Origin of the sequence: Acidocella sp. MX-AZ02 (genome assembly GCF_000306035.1) — a bacterium.
GTDB lineage: Bacteria > Pseudomonadota > Alphaproteobacteria > Acetobacterales > Acetobacteraceae > Acidocella > Acidocella facilis.
On the sequence record NZ_JH976207.1, the window covers coordinates 694,593 to 709,034 of the forward strand.

Annotated in this window: 13 protein-coding genes; 4 read left to right on the plus strand and 9 right to left on the minus strand. The window is 61.7% G+C overall.

Annotated elements, in window-relative coordinates:
• Positions 1-13: 13 nt before the first annotated feature.
• The 3 genes from MXAZACID_RS03440 to MXAZACID_RS03450 all read right to left on the minus strand — a co-directional run bounded on the left by MXAZACID_RS03440 (position 14) and on the right by MXAZACID_RS03450 (position 1,941).
• Positions 14-457, minus strand: coding sequence for a SufE family protein (locus tag MXAZACID_RS03440; protein WP_008492681.1), 444 nt, complete (start codon positions 455-457; stop codon positions 14-16).
• Positions 454-1,416: a magnesium transporter CorA family protein gene (locus tag MXAZACID_RS03445; RefSeq protein WP_008492682.1), complete on the minus strand. Its 963-nt coding sequence runs from the start codon at positions 1,414-1,416 to the stop codon at positions 454-456. Before MXAZACID_RS03445 ends, MXAZACID_RS03440 begins: the two co-directional genes overlap by 4 nt.
• Before the next feature lie 63 nt (positions 1,417-1,479).
• The gene (locus tag MXAZACID_RS03450; protein ID WP_008492683.1) at positions 1,480-1,941 is read right to left on the minus strand and encodes a nuclear transport factor 2 family protein; all 462 of its coding nucleotides are present in this window, start codon (positions 1,939-1,941) and stop codon (positions 1,480-1,482) included.
• A gap of 235 nt (positions 1,942-2,176) precedes the next feature.
• Between MXAZACID_RS03450 and MXAZACID_RS03455 the strand changes: the two genes are divergently transcribed.
• The gene (locus MXAZACID_RS03455; RefSeq protein WP_008492684.1) at positions 2,177-3,214 is read left to right on the plus strand and encodes a glycosyltransferase family 2 protein; all 1,038 of its coding nucleotides are present in this window, start codon (positions 2,177-2,179) and stop codon (positions 3,212-3,214) included.
• Positions 3,215-3,229: 15 nt separating this feature from the next.
• On the opposite strand, the gene MXAZACID_RS03460 is transcribed toward MXAZACID_RS03455, so the two are convergent.
• The 3 genes from MXAZACID_RS03460 to MXAZACID_RS03470 are packed head-to-tail and all read right to left on the minus strand — an operon-like array spanning position 3,230 to position 5,850.
• Entirely contained in the window at positions 3,230-4,132 is a 903-nt protein-coding gene (locus MXAZACID_RS03460) for a glycosyltransferase family 2 protein (RefSeq protein ID WP_008492685.1), read from the minus strand.
• Between the two features lie 46 nt (positions 4,133-4,178).
• Positions 4,179-4,964, minus strand: coding sequence for an ABC transporter ATP-binding protein (locus tag MXAZACID_RS03465; protein WP_008492686.1), 786 nt, complete (start codon positions 4,962-4,964; stop codon positions 4,179-4,181).
• Between the two features lie 4 nt (positions 4,965-4,968).
• A complete protein-coding gene (locus tag MXAZACID_RS03470; RefSeq protein WP_008492687.1) occupies positions 4,969-5,850 on the minus strand; it encodes an ABC transporter permease in 882 nt (293 codons plus the stop codon).
• Positions 5,851-7,460: 1,610 nt separating this feature from the next.
• Between MXAZACID_RS03470 and MXAZACID_RS03475 the strand changes: the two genes are divergently transcribed.
• The 3 genes from MXAZACID_RS03475 to MXAZACID_RS03485 all read left to right on the plus strand — a co-directional run bounded on the left by MXAZACID_RS03475 (position 7,461) and on the right by MXAZACID_RS03485 (position 10,039).
• Positions 7,461-8,141 (plus strand): recombinase family protein, encoded by a 681-nt coding sequence (locus MXAZACID_RS03475; RefSeq protein ID WP_008492688.1) that lies wholly within the window; start codon positions 7,461-7,463, stop codon positions 8,139-8,141.
• Between the two features lie 975 nt (positions 8,142-9,116).
• Positions 9,117-9,539 carry a hypothetical protein gene (locus MXAZACID_RS03480; protein ID WP_008492690.1) on the plus strand — a complete coding sequence of 141 codons (423 nt, stop codon included), beginning with the start codon at positions 9,117-9,119 and terminating at the stop codon, positions 9,537-9,539.
• Complete coding sequence (locus tag MXAZACID_RS03485) at positions 9,539-10,039, plus strand: hypothetical protein (RefSeq protein ID WP_008492691.1); 501 nt, start codon at positions 9,539-9,541, stop codon at positions 10,037-10,039. Before MXAZACID_RS03480 ends, MXAZACID_RS03485 begins: the two co-directional genes overlap by 1 nt.
• Positions 10,040-10,111: 72 nt before the next feature.
• On the opposite strand, the gene MXAZACID_RS03490 is transcribed toward MXAZACID_RS03485, so the two are convergent.
• The 3 genes from MXAZACID_RS03490 to MXAZACID_RS03500 form a co-directional block, all read right to left on the minus strand.
• Positions 10,112-10,771 carry a hypothetical protein gene (locus MXAZACID_RS03490; protein ID WP_008492692.1) on the minus strand — a complete coding sequence of 220 codons (660 nt, stop codon included), beginning with the start codon at positions 10,769-10,771 and terminating at the stop codon, positions 10,112-10,114.
• A gap of 72 nt (positions 10,772-10,843) precedes the next feature.
• Positions 10,844-13,789, minus strand: coding sequence for a hypothetical protein (locus tag MXAZACID_RS03495; protein WP_008492693.1), 2,946 nt, complete (start codon positions 13,787-13,789; stop codon positions 10,844-10,846).
• 3 nt (positions 13,790-13,792) lie between these two features.
• The gene (locus MXAZACID_RS03500; RefSeq protein ID WP_008492694.1) at positions 13,793-14,056 is read right to left on the minus strand and encodes a hypothetical protein; all 264 of its coding nucleotides are present in this window, start codon (positions 14,054-14,056) and stop codon (positions 13,793-13,795) included.
• Between the last annotated feature and the right edge of the window lie 386 nt (positions 14,057-14,442).

A 14,442-nucleotide genomic window follows, 5' to 3' on the forward strand; every position in this document is an offset into this window, starting at 1 on the left:
GCCCCCGGTGCGTTCAGCCGGCCGCCGGGGCGCTGGCGAGATCGTGGATCCGCTCCACCATCGCCGCGACGCCATTGCCGCGATTGGTCGAGAGCGCCCCGATCAGCCCGAGATCATGCAGGAATTTCGCCGGGGTGGCGCGGATTTCCGCCCGTGTGCGGCCGGAAAACACCCGCAGCACCAGGGCCACCAACCCGGAGACGATGGCGGCATCCGAGGCGCCGGTGAAAAACAGCTTGCCATCCTGCTCCTCGGCGGCCAGCCAGACCTGGGATTGGCAGCCGCGCACGCGATGCGCCTCATCCTGCCATTCGGCCGGGTAGGGGGGCAGTTTGCGGCCCAGCTCGATGATGAATTCGTAGCGCTCCATCCAATCGTCGAACATCTCAAGCTCGGCGCCGATGGCTTCGATGGCGCTGGCGGCGCTGGCGTCTTCGGGGGTGTAAAAAACGGTCATATCCACCCTCTTTTACGGAACCAGATCAGCGGCGCAACCGCGGAAATGATCATCAGCGCCCAGGCATAGGCATAGCCATAGGTCCAGCTCAGCTCCGGGATGATCTTGAAATTCATCCCATAGATGCCGGCAATCAGCGTCGGCGGGATGCCCATGATCGACACGATGGTCAGCACCTTGATCAGGCTGTTCTGGGCGATGTTGATGAAGCCCAGCGTCGCATCCATCAGGAACTGGATCTTGTCGGTCAAATGCGTGGAGAATTCGTTGAGCGAGGAGACATCCTTCTGCACGGATTTCAGCCGCTCGCGCACCGGCTTGCCCAGCCAGGGCGCGGCCACGCTGGCATAGGGGGCGATGCGGGCGATGCCGAGCTGGCAGTCACGCAGATAGGAGAGCGAGTCGTAATCGAGCCCGAGCTTGACCAGGATGGCCTGTAATTCCCGCTCGGCATTGCGCGAGGGGGTGCGGCTGCCCATGCGGTGATGAAAGATCTGGTGGCTGAGATCGTTCAGCTCGGTCCGCAGTTTCTCCAGCGCATCGGCCAGCTTGTCGGAGATCGCCTCCAGCAGCCCGGCGAAGAGATGGGCGCTGGGTGGGACGTTTTCGGGCGGCGGCGGCGAGGTGAATTGCGCGAATACCGCGCTGGGGGCGAAACGCAGCGTGATCAGATGCTTGGGCGAAAGCACGAAGCCGCACACCCCGTCCTCCAGCACCCCCTTGACGCGCGTGACCACCGGCAGGGACAGGGTGAGCACGTCATCCTCCACCGACAGCCGGGCGGAATTCTCGATCTCGGCCAGATCATCGTAATGCGGCAGGGAATTGCCGGTCAGGCGGGTGACGAGGGCATATTCCTCGGCGGTCGGGTTTTCCAGATCGAACCAGACCGCATCGGTGAAATCGGCCGGGGGCAGGCTCTGCAGCCGCGCGTGGTGGCAAGCATAGGCTTTCAGCATGTCTGGTCCTTCATCCTCGCGCAGGATTAGCAGCGCCCCTCAACTTGGCAAGCGATGGATCCTTTACAATCCCAGCGCGCTGAGACCGGGATGATCGTCCGGCCGGCGGCCGAGCGGCCAGTGGAATTTGCGGTCCTCGGCGCGGATCGGCAGGTCGTTGATGCTGGCGAAGCGGCGCTGCATCAGCCCCTGGGCGTCGAATTCCCAGTTCTCGTTGCCGTAGGAGCGAAACCAGGTGCCGCTATCATCGTGCCATTCATAGGCAAAGCGCACGGCGATGCGGTGATCCGTGAAGGCCCAAAGTTCCTTGATCAGCCGGTAATCCAGCTCCTTCGCCCATTTGCGGGTGAGGAAGGCGACGATCTCCTCCCGGCCGGTGACGAATTCGGCGCGGTTCCGCCAGATACTGTCCGGGGTATAGACCAGCGAAACCCGCGCCGGGTCGCGGCTGTTCCAGCCATCCTCGGCGAGGCGAACCTTGGCGGTGGCGGTCTCCAGCGTGAAAGGCGGGGTCAAGGGCGGCATGGGGCAACTCCGTGATATGGGTCCGGGCGCGTCCGGAGATGGAGAGATGTGCAAGATTTAAGGCAGCCGCCAGCCGCAAGGCAATCCCGCATGCCAGCGGGCCGGCGGCGGCCCGGGCTTTGGTGCGATGCGTTAAAATTCGGGAAGGTCGGCGGCGTCTATGGACGGTTGCATTGGTTCTTGCGAAGTAAAGTGTGATTGTATCAGACGTTTTCAGGTCAGCAGGTCCGCCAGTATGCAGCAGAGTTTTGGGGAAACCCCGATGGATATGTCCGTTTGCGTCATCATCCCCTATTATAATGGCTCGAAATATATCGAGCGGTCGGCGCGCAGCGTGCTGGAGCAGAGCATCCCGCCGGCGGAATTCATCGTGGTGGATGACGGCTCCTCGCCGGCGGAAGCCCAGGCGCTGGACGAAATCGCGGCGCGTATGGGCTTCCAGGTTCTGCACAAGGAAAATGGCGGCCAGGGCTCGGCGCGGAATTTCGGCGTGCAGCAGACCCGTTCCAACTTCATTTCGTTTCTTGACCAGGACGATTTTTATCTGAAGACCCATATCGAAATCCTCCTGGAAGGCGTCAAACGTAAAGACCCTTATTTTGGCTGGGTTTACGCGGATCTGGTCGAGGCCGACGAGGATGGGCTGGTGGTTCGTCGCGAGACCGTGATTCACCATTCCAAGCATCCGAAAAAATTCCTCAATGATATGTTGCGCAAAGATATGCATGTGCTGCCCTCCGCCTCGTTGATCCGGCGTGAGGCGTTCGAGGCCGTCGGCGGGTTCGACCCGCAATTCACCGGCTACGAGGATGACGATCTGTTCCTACGGATGTTCCGCAAGGGCTATACGAATTATTTCGTGAAAAAACCGGTGACGGTCTGGTGCATCAATAATAACAGCACCTCCTACAGCATCAAGATGAGCCGCAGCCGGCTGCGCTACATCCACAAGCTCGTGAAGAATTTCCCTGACGATGCCGATAAGAACCGGTTTTTCGTCAAGGATCTGTTGCTGCCGCGCTTCAATCCTCTGGTGCTCGGCGAGGCGATGCGGGCCATCGTGCCGTCCAACTCGCCGCAAGACCAGAAGATGGCCAAGCATCGCGACGAGCTGATCGAGATCATGGAGGATTATGTGCAACTGATGACCGCCAATCCGTTCCTGCCGGAGAAGGCCAAGAGGCGGTTGCGGATGCAGGCGATGGTGCTGCGCACCAAATCCAGGCTGGTGGTCAGGGCGGCGCAGATCATCAATCGAAAATTGCAGGGCTGAGCAGGCGTTTTTTGGTCACCGGCCGAGCCCGCCGGTGCGGGCGCGCAGGCTGTCGAGCAGCCCGCGCGTCATCATCCGCAGGCGGGATTTTGTCTGTCCGCCGAACAGGCCGAAGACGATGAAATAGGGAATGATCCGGCGGATGAAATAGAAGCGCCAGGCGATGCCGATATATCGCCTCTGCGCCAGCATGATGCTGTTGCGGATCGAGTAGTAATTGCGGATCGGGCTGTGCACCGAAATGGTTTTGCCGAAGAGTTTCAGCCGGCCATTGCCCAGCGTGTGTGACATGATCCGGTTGAAGCTGACGAAGCTGCGATAGCCAAGGGACTTAGCCCGCAGGCCCCATTCGATATCGACCAGATCGATGAAGAGATCTGCTTCCATGTCGCCGACCGCGCGCAATGTTGCCATCGGGATCAGCGAACCTGAGGCGATGACGCAATCGACCTCCTGCAGGCGCGGATCGCCGGGATGGACGCGCTGCCGGCGCAGCAGCAGGCCCCGCGCGCGCCAGATCTGCGTGAGCCGGCCATCATGCGTATCGCGATAGGCGCAGCCGACGGCGCCGATCCTGACGCCTTGGTTGGCGAGGTCGATGCTGTCCTGGAGCAGGGAGGCGGCGGTGCCGTCCGGCAGCACCGTGTCCTGGTCCATCAGCAGCACATAATCGGCGTTTTGCGCGGCGGCATCGGCGATGCCTTGGTTCTGGGCGGCGGCGATGCCGCGATTCTCTGGAAAACGGGTCAGGCGCGCCGCGTGCGCGACGGCCAGGGTTTCGAGCGCCTGGATGTTGGCGGAGCCGTTATCGATGATGGACACATGCTCAACCTGCCGCGCCAGATTCGCCAGCACCTGGGTGAAGGCGGCCAGGTCCGGATTATAGGTCACGATCACCGCATGCAGCCGGGCGCCCATCCTCTCGATCCTGGCCGTCGGCGACGTCAAGCTGCTGCCCGGGGGCTCAAAGATTCGCCATCTGCTGGCCGCGCAGCAGCTCTTCGAAATCATGCCGGGGCAGATAGGCTTCGAAGACGTCCATCGGCTTGCCATCCGCCCGGATCTGGCCGTTATCCAGCCAAATCAGCCGGTTGGTCCATTCGGCCAGGGTGGAGGCGGAGTGGCTGGCCAGGATCAGGATGTCGGCATGGCGCACCATGCCTTCCACCCGCGCCTTCGCCTTGGTCATGAAGGCGGCATCGCCGGCGAGCAGCCATTCATCCATCAGCAGAATTTCCGGCGGGAAGGCCGTGGCCATGGCGAAGGCGAGACGCACGACCATGCCGGAGGAATAGTTGCGCACCGGAATATCCAGAAACTGCCCCAGCTCGGCGAACTCCTCGACATCCTGCTCCAGATAGCGGATCTGGGTCTTGGACAGGCCGAGGAAATAGCCGCGCAGATGGATATTCTCCCGCCCGGAGAGCTCCATATTCATGCCCTGGCCGGGATCGAGCAGCGAGACCAGCTTGCCCTCCATCGAGAGCGAACCCATCGTCGGCTGATAGATCCCCGAGAGGGTGCGCAGCAGCGTGGTTTTGCCGGCACCGTTGGAGCCGACCAGGCCGAGCCGGTCGCCTTCCTTCAGGGAGAAGGAAATGTCGCGCAGCGCCTGCACCGTCGGCCGGCTTTTCTTGTCGACGCCGAAGCGCGCGGACATTTTGCCCAGCAGGGCTTTTTTGAGCGAGCGGCTCTCCGAATGGTAGAGCGGAAAGTCGATCGAGAGATTGAAGGCTGTCAGATGTGTCACGCTGCTAGACCCAAAACGCGATGCGGCCGCGGAACCGAGCGAAGCCGACCAGGGAGATGATGACGATGGCGGCGGAGACGCCAAGCGCGCCGAAAATATCCGTGGAGGTCAAAGGCAGGCCGAGGATCGGGTTGCGGACGACGCTGAGGATGAAGTTGAACGGGTTCATCTCGATGAGATGTTGCGCCGCCGGGTGGCCGTTGAGGGCGCTGATCTGCCAGATGATCGGGGTCAGGAAGAAGGCGACCTGCATCAGCGCCGCGATGATCTGGGGAATGTCGCGAAAGCGCGCGCAGATGGCGCCCAGCAGCAAAGAGAGAAACACGCCGTCGATCAGCCACAAGGCGAAGCCCGGGATTGCCGCCAGCGAGAGGAGGCTCTGCTTGACCTGGAAGACCACCAGCACGACGATGACGACGATGATGTTATGCGCCAGGATGATGGTGTTGCGCAGCACCGTGCGCACCGCATGCACCATCAGCGGCATGCGGGTGCCTTTGATCAGCGCGTCCGCGCTGATGAAGCAGGTGCAGCCTTCCACCACCAGCGAGCTGAGATAGTTCCAGAGGATCAGCGAGATCGCCAGATAGGGCAGGTAGCTCTTGATGACGGTATGGAACAGATCGGCATAGAGGAAGGCCATGGCGCCGATCTGGATGCCGGTGGAGATGGTCAGCCAGAATGGGCCGATCGCCGAGCCTCGATATCTTAACTTAATTTCAGAAAAGGCCAGGGCCCAGATCAGCCGGTAGAGCGACGCGCCTTCGCGCAGATCCACGAAGGCCAAGCCGAAGCGCTGGCCCCAGCCGCGATCGGCGGAGAGCGCGAAACGGGTCGGTGTTTTCAGCGTCCTGAGCGTGCTGTCCGGTGGCGCGAGCTCCGCCATATATATCAAACCCCTCAAAATAGATCGGCATCGTGCCATCAGCCGCGCTGCCGGGGCGTGGATGGCACGTGAGAGTCCGCCCCGGCCGGCCCGCCGGAGACGCGCTGCCAGCGGCACCGCACATAGCGCGCTCGCGCCGCAGGGTCGAGATGGCGGGCAAAACCCTGCCTCGCTTTCCTGTAATGTTGTGTTGCGGGCGGGGGGAAAGGATTTGGCCAACGCGGCAAGCCACCCCAGGGTTGGGGTCCGGATCCGCAATGAGATGAGTGACCGAAGGATGGCTGGGGGACCTGGACGAGCAGTTCCTCAGTATCGGGTCTATGAAAATCAATGACTTAGCGGACAGTCCGTTGGTTCGTCTGGGCCATTGTGGGAACTTTTGTGGGAACGCGTCAAGATGATATGTTGACCTCGAAGAAACAGGAATGACTGGCTTTGAACGGGTAGCCCTGGCCCCATCATCTCCTGGGCACAAATAGAGGCCGCGAGGACGTGCCACTCTTTCGCTAACGCATGAGACGGCCAGAACTTGCCTTCGCGAAATTTTTTGAAAAGGCTGTACTCGTCAGCGGTCAGTATCGTTCCGATTCGTAGAACAACCTGCTTGGAAAAAAGCCGTTTGTTGATGCTTTCCGCCGTAGTTGAGTGGTGACCGTTGGTCTGGACAGTTTGGGGGCCACAACGGGAGCACATGCCGTGGAAAAGCCTCAGAGTTCCGCCGACCATGCCGCTTTTTGCCTGGAAGGCGACCATCTCCCCTCCAGAACGGGTATTAAGCAAGACGCGGTCGCACTGACTGCAAGTCAATTTCGATAGGTCTGCCATCGCTTTAACTTATGGGTGAACATAGAGGGACGGCAAGACGAGATTGATCTGATATATCGAAGTGGTTTGTCAGGTTACTTCCCCGGCTACGGACGAGGACCCGAGGGGAACCAGAAAATACCCACCCGGTCATTTCCAGGAACCGTCCCCCTCCACCCCCGGCCCCTGTATGGGACCCTATGGAACCAAAAAATTCTGGGAGGTGTTCACCGCTCGGCTCAGCCGAACAACAACAGCCGGGGGTTTAACGGAAATTTTGAAATCCTTTTGAGAAGCCCCGCCCGGCGGCGTTAGGGACCGTTTGGCGCGTTTTTATTTTCCGAACGCGCTTCGCAGATCAAACGGCAACGGTTGAGCGCGTTCACCAGCTATTGCATGTCGTCTGTAGTTGATTGCCAAGCGTCTGAGTCGTGCATGCCGTCTGTGCGGGTGTCATTGGTTGTTGCGGCACGGGTGCCGGGTGCCCTGCGGCCCATGCAGCGTTACTCTGAGCCAGTTGCTGGTTCGCCTGCTGTAGCCGGGCGTTGAACGCCTCAAACCGCGCATGTTGCTCGGGCGTACAGGCGGCAACGCCAGCGCAAGCGAGGGCCAGCAGGGTAAGGGAGCGGATTTTCATGAAAGCCTCCAGTCGAATTGCAACCGGCTAGTGACGGTTCAAAATCACCAGGAAGGCAATCCCTGGAGTCATGCGTTTTTGGAATCGGTGGGATTCCTAATCGACTCGGCTAGTTACCTCATGCGCCCCGTATGGTCACCGACAACGACCATTCACGGTGGACATACACATGACCCAGCAGCCTTTCATCTCCTATTTCCGCGTCAGCACCGAGAAGCAGGGCCGGTCCGGGCTGGGCCTGGAGGCACAACAGGAAGCTGTGGCCGCTTACCTTGCAGCCCACCCAGGCCGTGTGATTGCCTCTTTCGTCGAAGTTGAGTCCGGCAAGCGCAATGACCGCCCGGAACTGGCCAAGGCCCTGGCGGCCTGCAAGCTGAAAGGGGCCACGCTGATTGTGGCCAAACTGGACCGGCTGGCCCGCAACGCCCGTTTCCTACTGTCCGTGGTGGAAGGCACGGGTGATGGTGGCGTGGTGTTCTGCGATATGCCCCAGATACCGCCCGGTCCCGTGGGGAAATTCCTGGTGACCCAGATGGCTGCCGTGGGCGAACTAGAGGCCGGGCTGATTAGCGCCAGGACGAAAGCGGCGCTTGTGGCCGCCAAGGCTAGAGGAAAGGTTCTGGGCGGTTATCGGGGAGGTCCCAAGGCTGACACGGCGCTGGCGGCAGAGGCGCGGTCACGGCAGGCGGATGACTTCGCGGCCCGTGTGCGTCCCCTGGTGGATGACCTGCGGGGCCGGGGAATGTCCTTGCGGCAGATTGCGGAGCGGCTGGGGGCTGAGGGTGTAGAGACGGCACGTGGCGGGGCCTGGACGGCGGACGCGGTGCGGAGGGTTATGTTGCGCGTTTAGGTCTGGTCAGCACAAATGAGAGGACGAAAATCAGGACAGCAAGCGGGACGAGCAGTAACAGCCTGCCTTGTGTTGCAGACGTAGGCCCGTCAGGCACACTACCGTTGAGCGCCAGTCGCCTCAGGACTAAGACGGGGACTGGAGCTTTCCAGGACGGATCATAGGGTATCTTTCCCCAACCAGGAATGAGGGGCTGAGAACTGAGTAGGCCCTCCACGTCGCCGCGCGGGTTAGCTGGAACGCCATTATCCAGGTCGTCCTGCTCGAAAAGAAAAACAGGCTGACTGGCCGCTCACCCCGCGCCCGTTCGTGGCAAAACGTATGCGTGGTCCGAGCTGTTCCTCGTCGAAAAGACGTAACTCCAGGCCCAATCAGGATGAGCCACGCTGCCCAGCAGTCTTATGTACTGAGGTAAATTTCGCGGTGGAGATGCTGCCAGTTGAGCCATTGTGTAGACTGGTAATGGCTGGCCAACGCCGGGGTTGCTCTTGGAGGTCACAGCCGCAAGCCCACACAGTGCAAAGGCACACGCAACCCCCGTAAGCCGAATGCGTGTCCTGCCCAACATCAAACTCTCCCCTGCAACGTATGGCGCTAATTCTATGATACGGGTTCGTTTCAACCGGAGTACAGATGTTCTTCAGTTGTGGGCAATTGCAGCCGAGTCAAAACTGCATAGCACCGATTCGTTTCTGCATATCTCTTGCTCGTTACCCGTTTTGGGTAGCGTCATTGCCGAGCAGCCCCATCTCCATAGCCTTTGGAGACTCACGGAAGCCTGCCGCTCATGTCGGGTGCCACGCTACCCGCAGGCCCCTCAAGCCCTCCAGTGACTCGCCAGTGGCCCGCATGAGGCTGTTGGCTTCCGGGAGAGCCCGTTTTGGTCCCTGGTGGCATCTTTCGGCTCTCATCTCGCCACGCTGCAATACTACACAAATGGGTACAATCCTTAGGTATTTACAGGAGAATCACGAAATGCTCCTTAATGGCCCGTTCGGCTCTGGTCTGACCCTGAGGGCCGTTACCAATCATGAGGATCATCTCAACGTGTCCACCACAATCACCCGCTTTCAGTTTCGCAAACCCGAGTTCCTGGCCGGTCAATGGGGCAACATGCTGCGTCCCGTTAAACTGCTCTGCTGCCATTGCCGCATCCCGCTGACGAACATTACTTATGAGGCGTTTATCGCTGACGGGCCGCACGCGAATGAGGCCGGTGACGGGAAGGCGTGGCTTTGGTTTCAAAAGAGCGCTGACGAACGGTTCGGCGGCTGGCGGGTACGAGTCGGACGGTTGCATATCGATTTGGATTTTCTGCCTGCTTCGGAGCGCACAGCAGCAACCGAGGCGGACCCTCACGATACTAAAGAGGACCGGCTGGCACTGGGGGGGCTGTGATGAAAATCGATTTTATCAGCCCTATGGGTGAAGCCTTCTGGCCCGCCCTCAACCGGACCGAGACGTATAAGGGCAAGGATACCGGCAAGTTCACCATGAAGCTGGTCCTGACCGGCAAAGCCCTGGAGGACATGCGGACCAAGATCAATGACGCCCTGGTGGACGCCTATGGCCCCAAGAAGGCCGAGGCGGTCTGGAAAGAGAAGCCGCCGATCAAGACCACCAAGGACGGCAGCAAGGCGTTTATCAAGTACACCGCCAACGCGGTTATCAACGACAAGCCTCGGATAATTGCCCTGTTTGACAGCCAGGATAATCTGATCACCCGCCCGTTGAGCATCGGTTCCGGCTCCATCATCCGCGTCAACGGTTCCATGTCGCTGTTCGAGGCGAAGGACCCTGGCATGTGGTTCTCTATGAACTCCATTCAGGTCATCAAATACGTGGAATACGTGCCCGGTGGTGGCTTCGCGCACGTGCCCGATGGTTTCATAGGCTGAACATCCCCGCCGCCCAGTACAGAAGGCCACCCGCCAGGAACCGCGCGTCCCGGTAGGTGGCCTCCTATTTGTCTAGATCGTCTCGCCGTTCCCATCCTCGTCAGGCTCACGGCAAGCCGCCAGCCACGCTAGGAACCTCTCGGCCTTTTCGGCTGCATTTCCGCCCTGCATGCTCCGTTGTTCGGGCCGTGCCTTGGTGTATTTCAGTACGAGCCGCGCGGCGGCCAGCCGGTCCTGCAAGGTGTACGCATATTTGCCCGTATCAGCGTCTCGGGCCACCACGAAACTGATAGCAACCTGGAGAGCGAGGCGGGCCGCCATGTCCTCGTTCAGGTTACCGTCCGGGCCTACCAGGGGGGTGGAGCGATCCGGCAGGATGATCGAGCCGTCCGCCACCATCGCGTCCAGCATGTCGTCCGCCTGCTTGTGGGCCTGCTCGCGTAACACGGCCAGCTTCCGGCGGCGCTGGGGTCCTTTCCAGCCATCCGGCACACCCATGCGCGTAGGCAGTTTGCCGCCACGCTTTGCCTTTGCGGCCTCTATGTTTGCCCGGAGTTGGGCCTTGTTCTCTTCTGACATGTTCCACGCCCGGACCTTTTCGGACATGGGGCGCAGCGTAGGCGAACGGACGCGGCTCACCTTGCGCGGTTCGGTTGCCCGGATTTCCGCAACACTCTGCCGGAACAGTTCGGTAGGCGTGGGTACGCCTGGGGTAGTCTGGTTGATTTCCATTATTTGTCCTCAAGGGACCGCAAGGCACGTCAAGCACCTTGGGTCCCGTATGTTGTCGTCTGTGATTGTCGATTAGTGGCCCGAAATGCCGCCAGCGTTCTGAGACGCCCGATAGGCAGTGCGAGCGGCAACGCTAGCCATTATGTCAGGGTTCGGGGTGCCGCTGCTGGGTTTCCAGCCGAATTGCGTAAGCGGCCCCAAGGCTTCCTCAAGTCTCGCCTGTTCCGCCGGGTCCGTCTCGGCATCCACCCAGCCCGCCAGGGCCTGTTGGCGTGCCTGCTGGGTCTTGATGGTGGCCAGCATGTTCGCCTTGTCGGCTAGGTCCGGGTAACGGGAGCGCACGTCAGCCAGAATGGCCCCGTGCTGCGCCAGATTGGCCCCGTAGGACTGCTTGTTCCTCACGCCGGACTGATCGGGCGTGGAGGCGCTGGGCAGGCCCATGCCGGGCACGTCCGTAGGCAGGTCCGGGGAACCCGCAAGCTGGTGGAAGTACGAGTTGAGGCGGTGGTAGTCACCAGACTCCAGCGTGTCCTGCTGGTTGATGGCCGCGTGGATGTTCGGGGCCATGTTACCGTTGTCCACGAGGCCCTGTAGGTGGTCCTGGATGAACGAGACGGGCAAGCCGGTCTGCTTGGAGATGGCGTTCTGCCAGCCGGTCCCGAGGACGGGCAGGGCCGTCCGCAGCCCCTCGCTCAACGCCTGGGCCTGGGTCTGCCGCTGGGTAGCCTGATTGTTCAGGACTGTCCGCAGCAGGTCCGTGGAGGTCGCCAGAGGCACCGATTGCGCCCCCGAGTTCCCGCCCGTGCCCTGCGGTTGCCATACGGCCATTGCGTTGCTCTTGGCCTGCCGGTTCTGGAGGCCCGAGAGGAACCCTTGGTCCTTCACGGCCTGGGCGTTCCCCTTGGCTGCCTGGAGGGCCTGCATACGGGCGATGGCGGTCTGTGCAGCCTGATTGGCCTGCTGCTGGGCCATCTGGTCCTGGACGCCCCGTAGGCCCCCGAGGCCATTGTAGCGGGCCAGGGCCTGGGCGATCATCGGCTGTTGGCCCATGTCGTTCAGGCTTTGCATGGCCTGCATACCGAGCGGGTGCTGGTCGCCATACCGGCCCAGGGTTGCCGCGAGGGTCTTGGCGGCCTGCTGTTGCCCGGCCTGGACCGGGGTTAGCGGTTGCGGGGCCTGGGCAGCCTGGGCTGCTTGCGCCTGGGCCTGATTGTCAGCCGCCTGTTGCCGTAGCTGTGCCTGGAGGGCCATGAGGTCACCGGGGGCACCGCCGGGCTGGAGGTTGTTCTGGGCCGCGTAGTCCTGGATGGCCTGCTGGTTTTGCAGCAGGGGCGGAAGCTGGGTCCCCATCATCTGGTCCAGTTGGCGCAAACCAGAACGCACGACCGCGCCCTTGTAGTGACCTAGCAGGCCCCCGCCGATGCCGAGTTCTTCCAGCCCGAGGCCGCCCAGGCTGCCCCCATGACCCGAGGCACCCAAAGCTGCCGCAGCGGCTGCGCCGCCCAGAGTGCTTAGCGTTCCCGCGTTGCGCTCAAGCGGTCCTTGGGCCGCGCCCTTCATGCTGTTCTGCTGGGCGAGGTCCAGCATGTTCAGGTTCAGCAGCAGCGTGTTCTTGGTGGATTGATCGATCGGTAGGTTCGCCACCTGATCCCGCGCCGTGTCGAAATAGCCGAGGTCCGCGCCGCCCCGGGCAGATACCCGGTTGTTCCGTACAGCTTCCGCCACGGCAGCGTTAAGGGGCGCGATCTGGTCCTTGCTGATCTGCCCGGCATCCGCGAGGCCCTGGCCGATTTGTTTGATGTTCCCGGACAGGTCATCCATGACGCCCTTGAACACCGCAGCGGGTTCCGCTGTATCCCGGCCCATGTTCGCCGTGGAAGCCTGGAGGCGCTGATTGTAGAGGTTCAGCAACCCCATTTTGGCCATGCCGTTCTGGGCCTGCGGGGAAAGCTGGTCATAGGTCGGGGCCGCCAGTCCCTGCTGGTTCGCCTGGGCCTGCGCGGCCTGCTGTACCGTGTCGTCGTCCAGGTTCGGATTGGCTGCCTTGATGGTCTGGGCGGCCTGCTGGACCGCAGCGGTCCACGGGGCGGTTTCCTTCTGGTAAGCCTGCACGTCCGGCCCGGCCTGCGCGGCTGTTCTGGCGTCCTGGAGGGCCTTCACGCCCATCCCGGCACCCTGGGCCACCGGAGAGGCGATAGCGCCCGTACCGGCCCCCTCAATGGCCGCGTTGCCCATGCCGGATAGGTTGCCCTGCCCGGTCCCTGCGTTGTCCAGGGCGTAATTGCCAGCACCCATGGCACCGCCAGCGCCAGCCCCGAGGGCGACGCGGGCCGCCGCACGGGCAACCGGAGAGGCCATAGAGGCGATTTCAGGGGCCGCCAGTCGCCCGGCGATCCCGCCCATGACACCATGAGCCAGCGGGCCGCCGAGGGCGTTCAGGGCCGCAGAGGCACCGCCAGCCAGTAGGTCACCGCCCGATGGCGCTTGTTCGCCCTGGGCAGCCTCACGGGCCTGGATGGTATTGCCAGCACCCGAGGCAGCCAGGGCGGCCACACCACCAGGGCCAAGGGCTGCGGTGGCGGCATAGGGCGCTGCGGACGCGACGGCACCGGCAGCATCGTACGCGGCCCCGCCAAGGTTGCCCTGGGACAGGTCGGTGCCCAGGCGGTGGATAGATTGCCCATCGTATTGGCGGTCACCGGAAATGGCCTGTCCGGCATCGTTCAGGACGTTCCCGGCGGTATCGGCCCAGGTCTGGAGGCCGTTTCCTACCATCGTGCCGCCCGCGTACTTGCCCGCCAGTTGGCCTATGGTTTTGTCGGCTGCGCCAAGGCCCGAGACGATGGAACCGGCGGAATTGCGAAGGGCCGTTACGGGCGAGGTGGACTTGAATACCTGTGAGGAAATTTCATTGACCGTCTGTTCCTGGTCAGCAGGCGACAACTGCGAAAAGCTGTCGTCCACCGAAACAGAAACCGGCGATCCCCCGCCCGGAGGCGTGAGGGTCAGTGTGGGCATGTGTTAGTTCAAACTCCATTTCACGCCGGAACCCGTGGTTCCTGTGAGGGGGTTGACGGACCCGGCGGAATTGCGAAGGGCCGTGACTGGCGAGGTGGAAACGGGCGATCCCTGCTGGTATTCCTGGAGGATTTGGTCGTCCGAATAGCCAGCTTGGCGGGCACCCGCAAAGTCGAAGTTGGAGGCGTGTTGAGTGGTCAGGTAATCCACAAGCTGGGAGGGGCTGTAGCCCGCCGCCAGTGCGCCCTGAACGTCAAACTGAGGCATTACCGAGCCAGAAGCTGGAGATGGAGGGCAGGGCGGGCGGGGTGTGCGATTCAGTCGGTGCCTCGTCGGTGCGGGGGGCGCTTTCAGCCACGCCCACTACACCTTGAGGTTCCTTAAGGGCCGAGAGGTCACAGGAGGTCCCTTCCTCCCCAGCGGTGCTGTTAGGTTCGTTGTTCTGATACATGATGATTTATCCTTGAAGGTTTACCTATAGGCACCTGAAAGGTGGCAAGACATATCTATGGTCATGCTAACCTAACGTTACGAAAAGCGGCCTATAGTTTTGTGGATTTTGGTCTTGATGAATAAAAACCTGACGTACAGGTGGTTAACGTCAGGTTCCTCAAGGTGTCCTAGAGCTACAAATAGCCACCACTTCCTCTAGC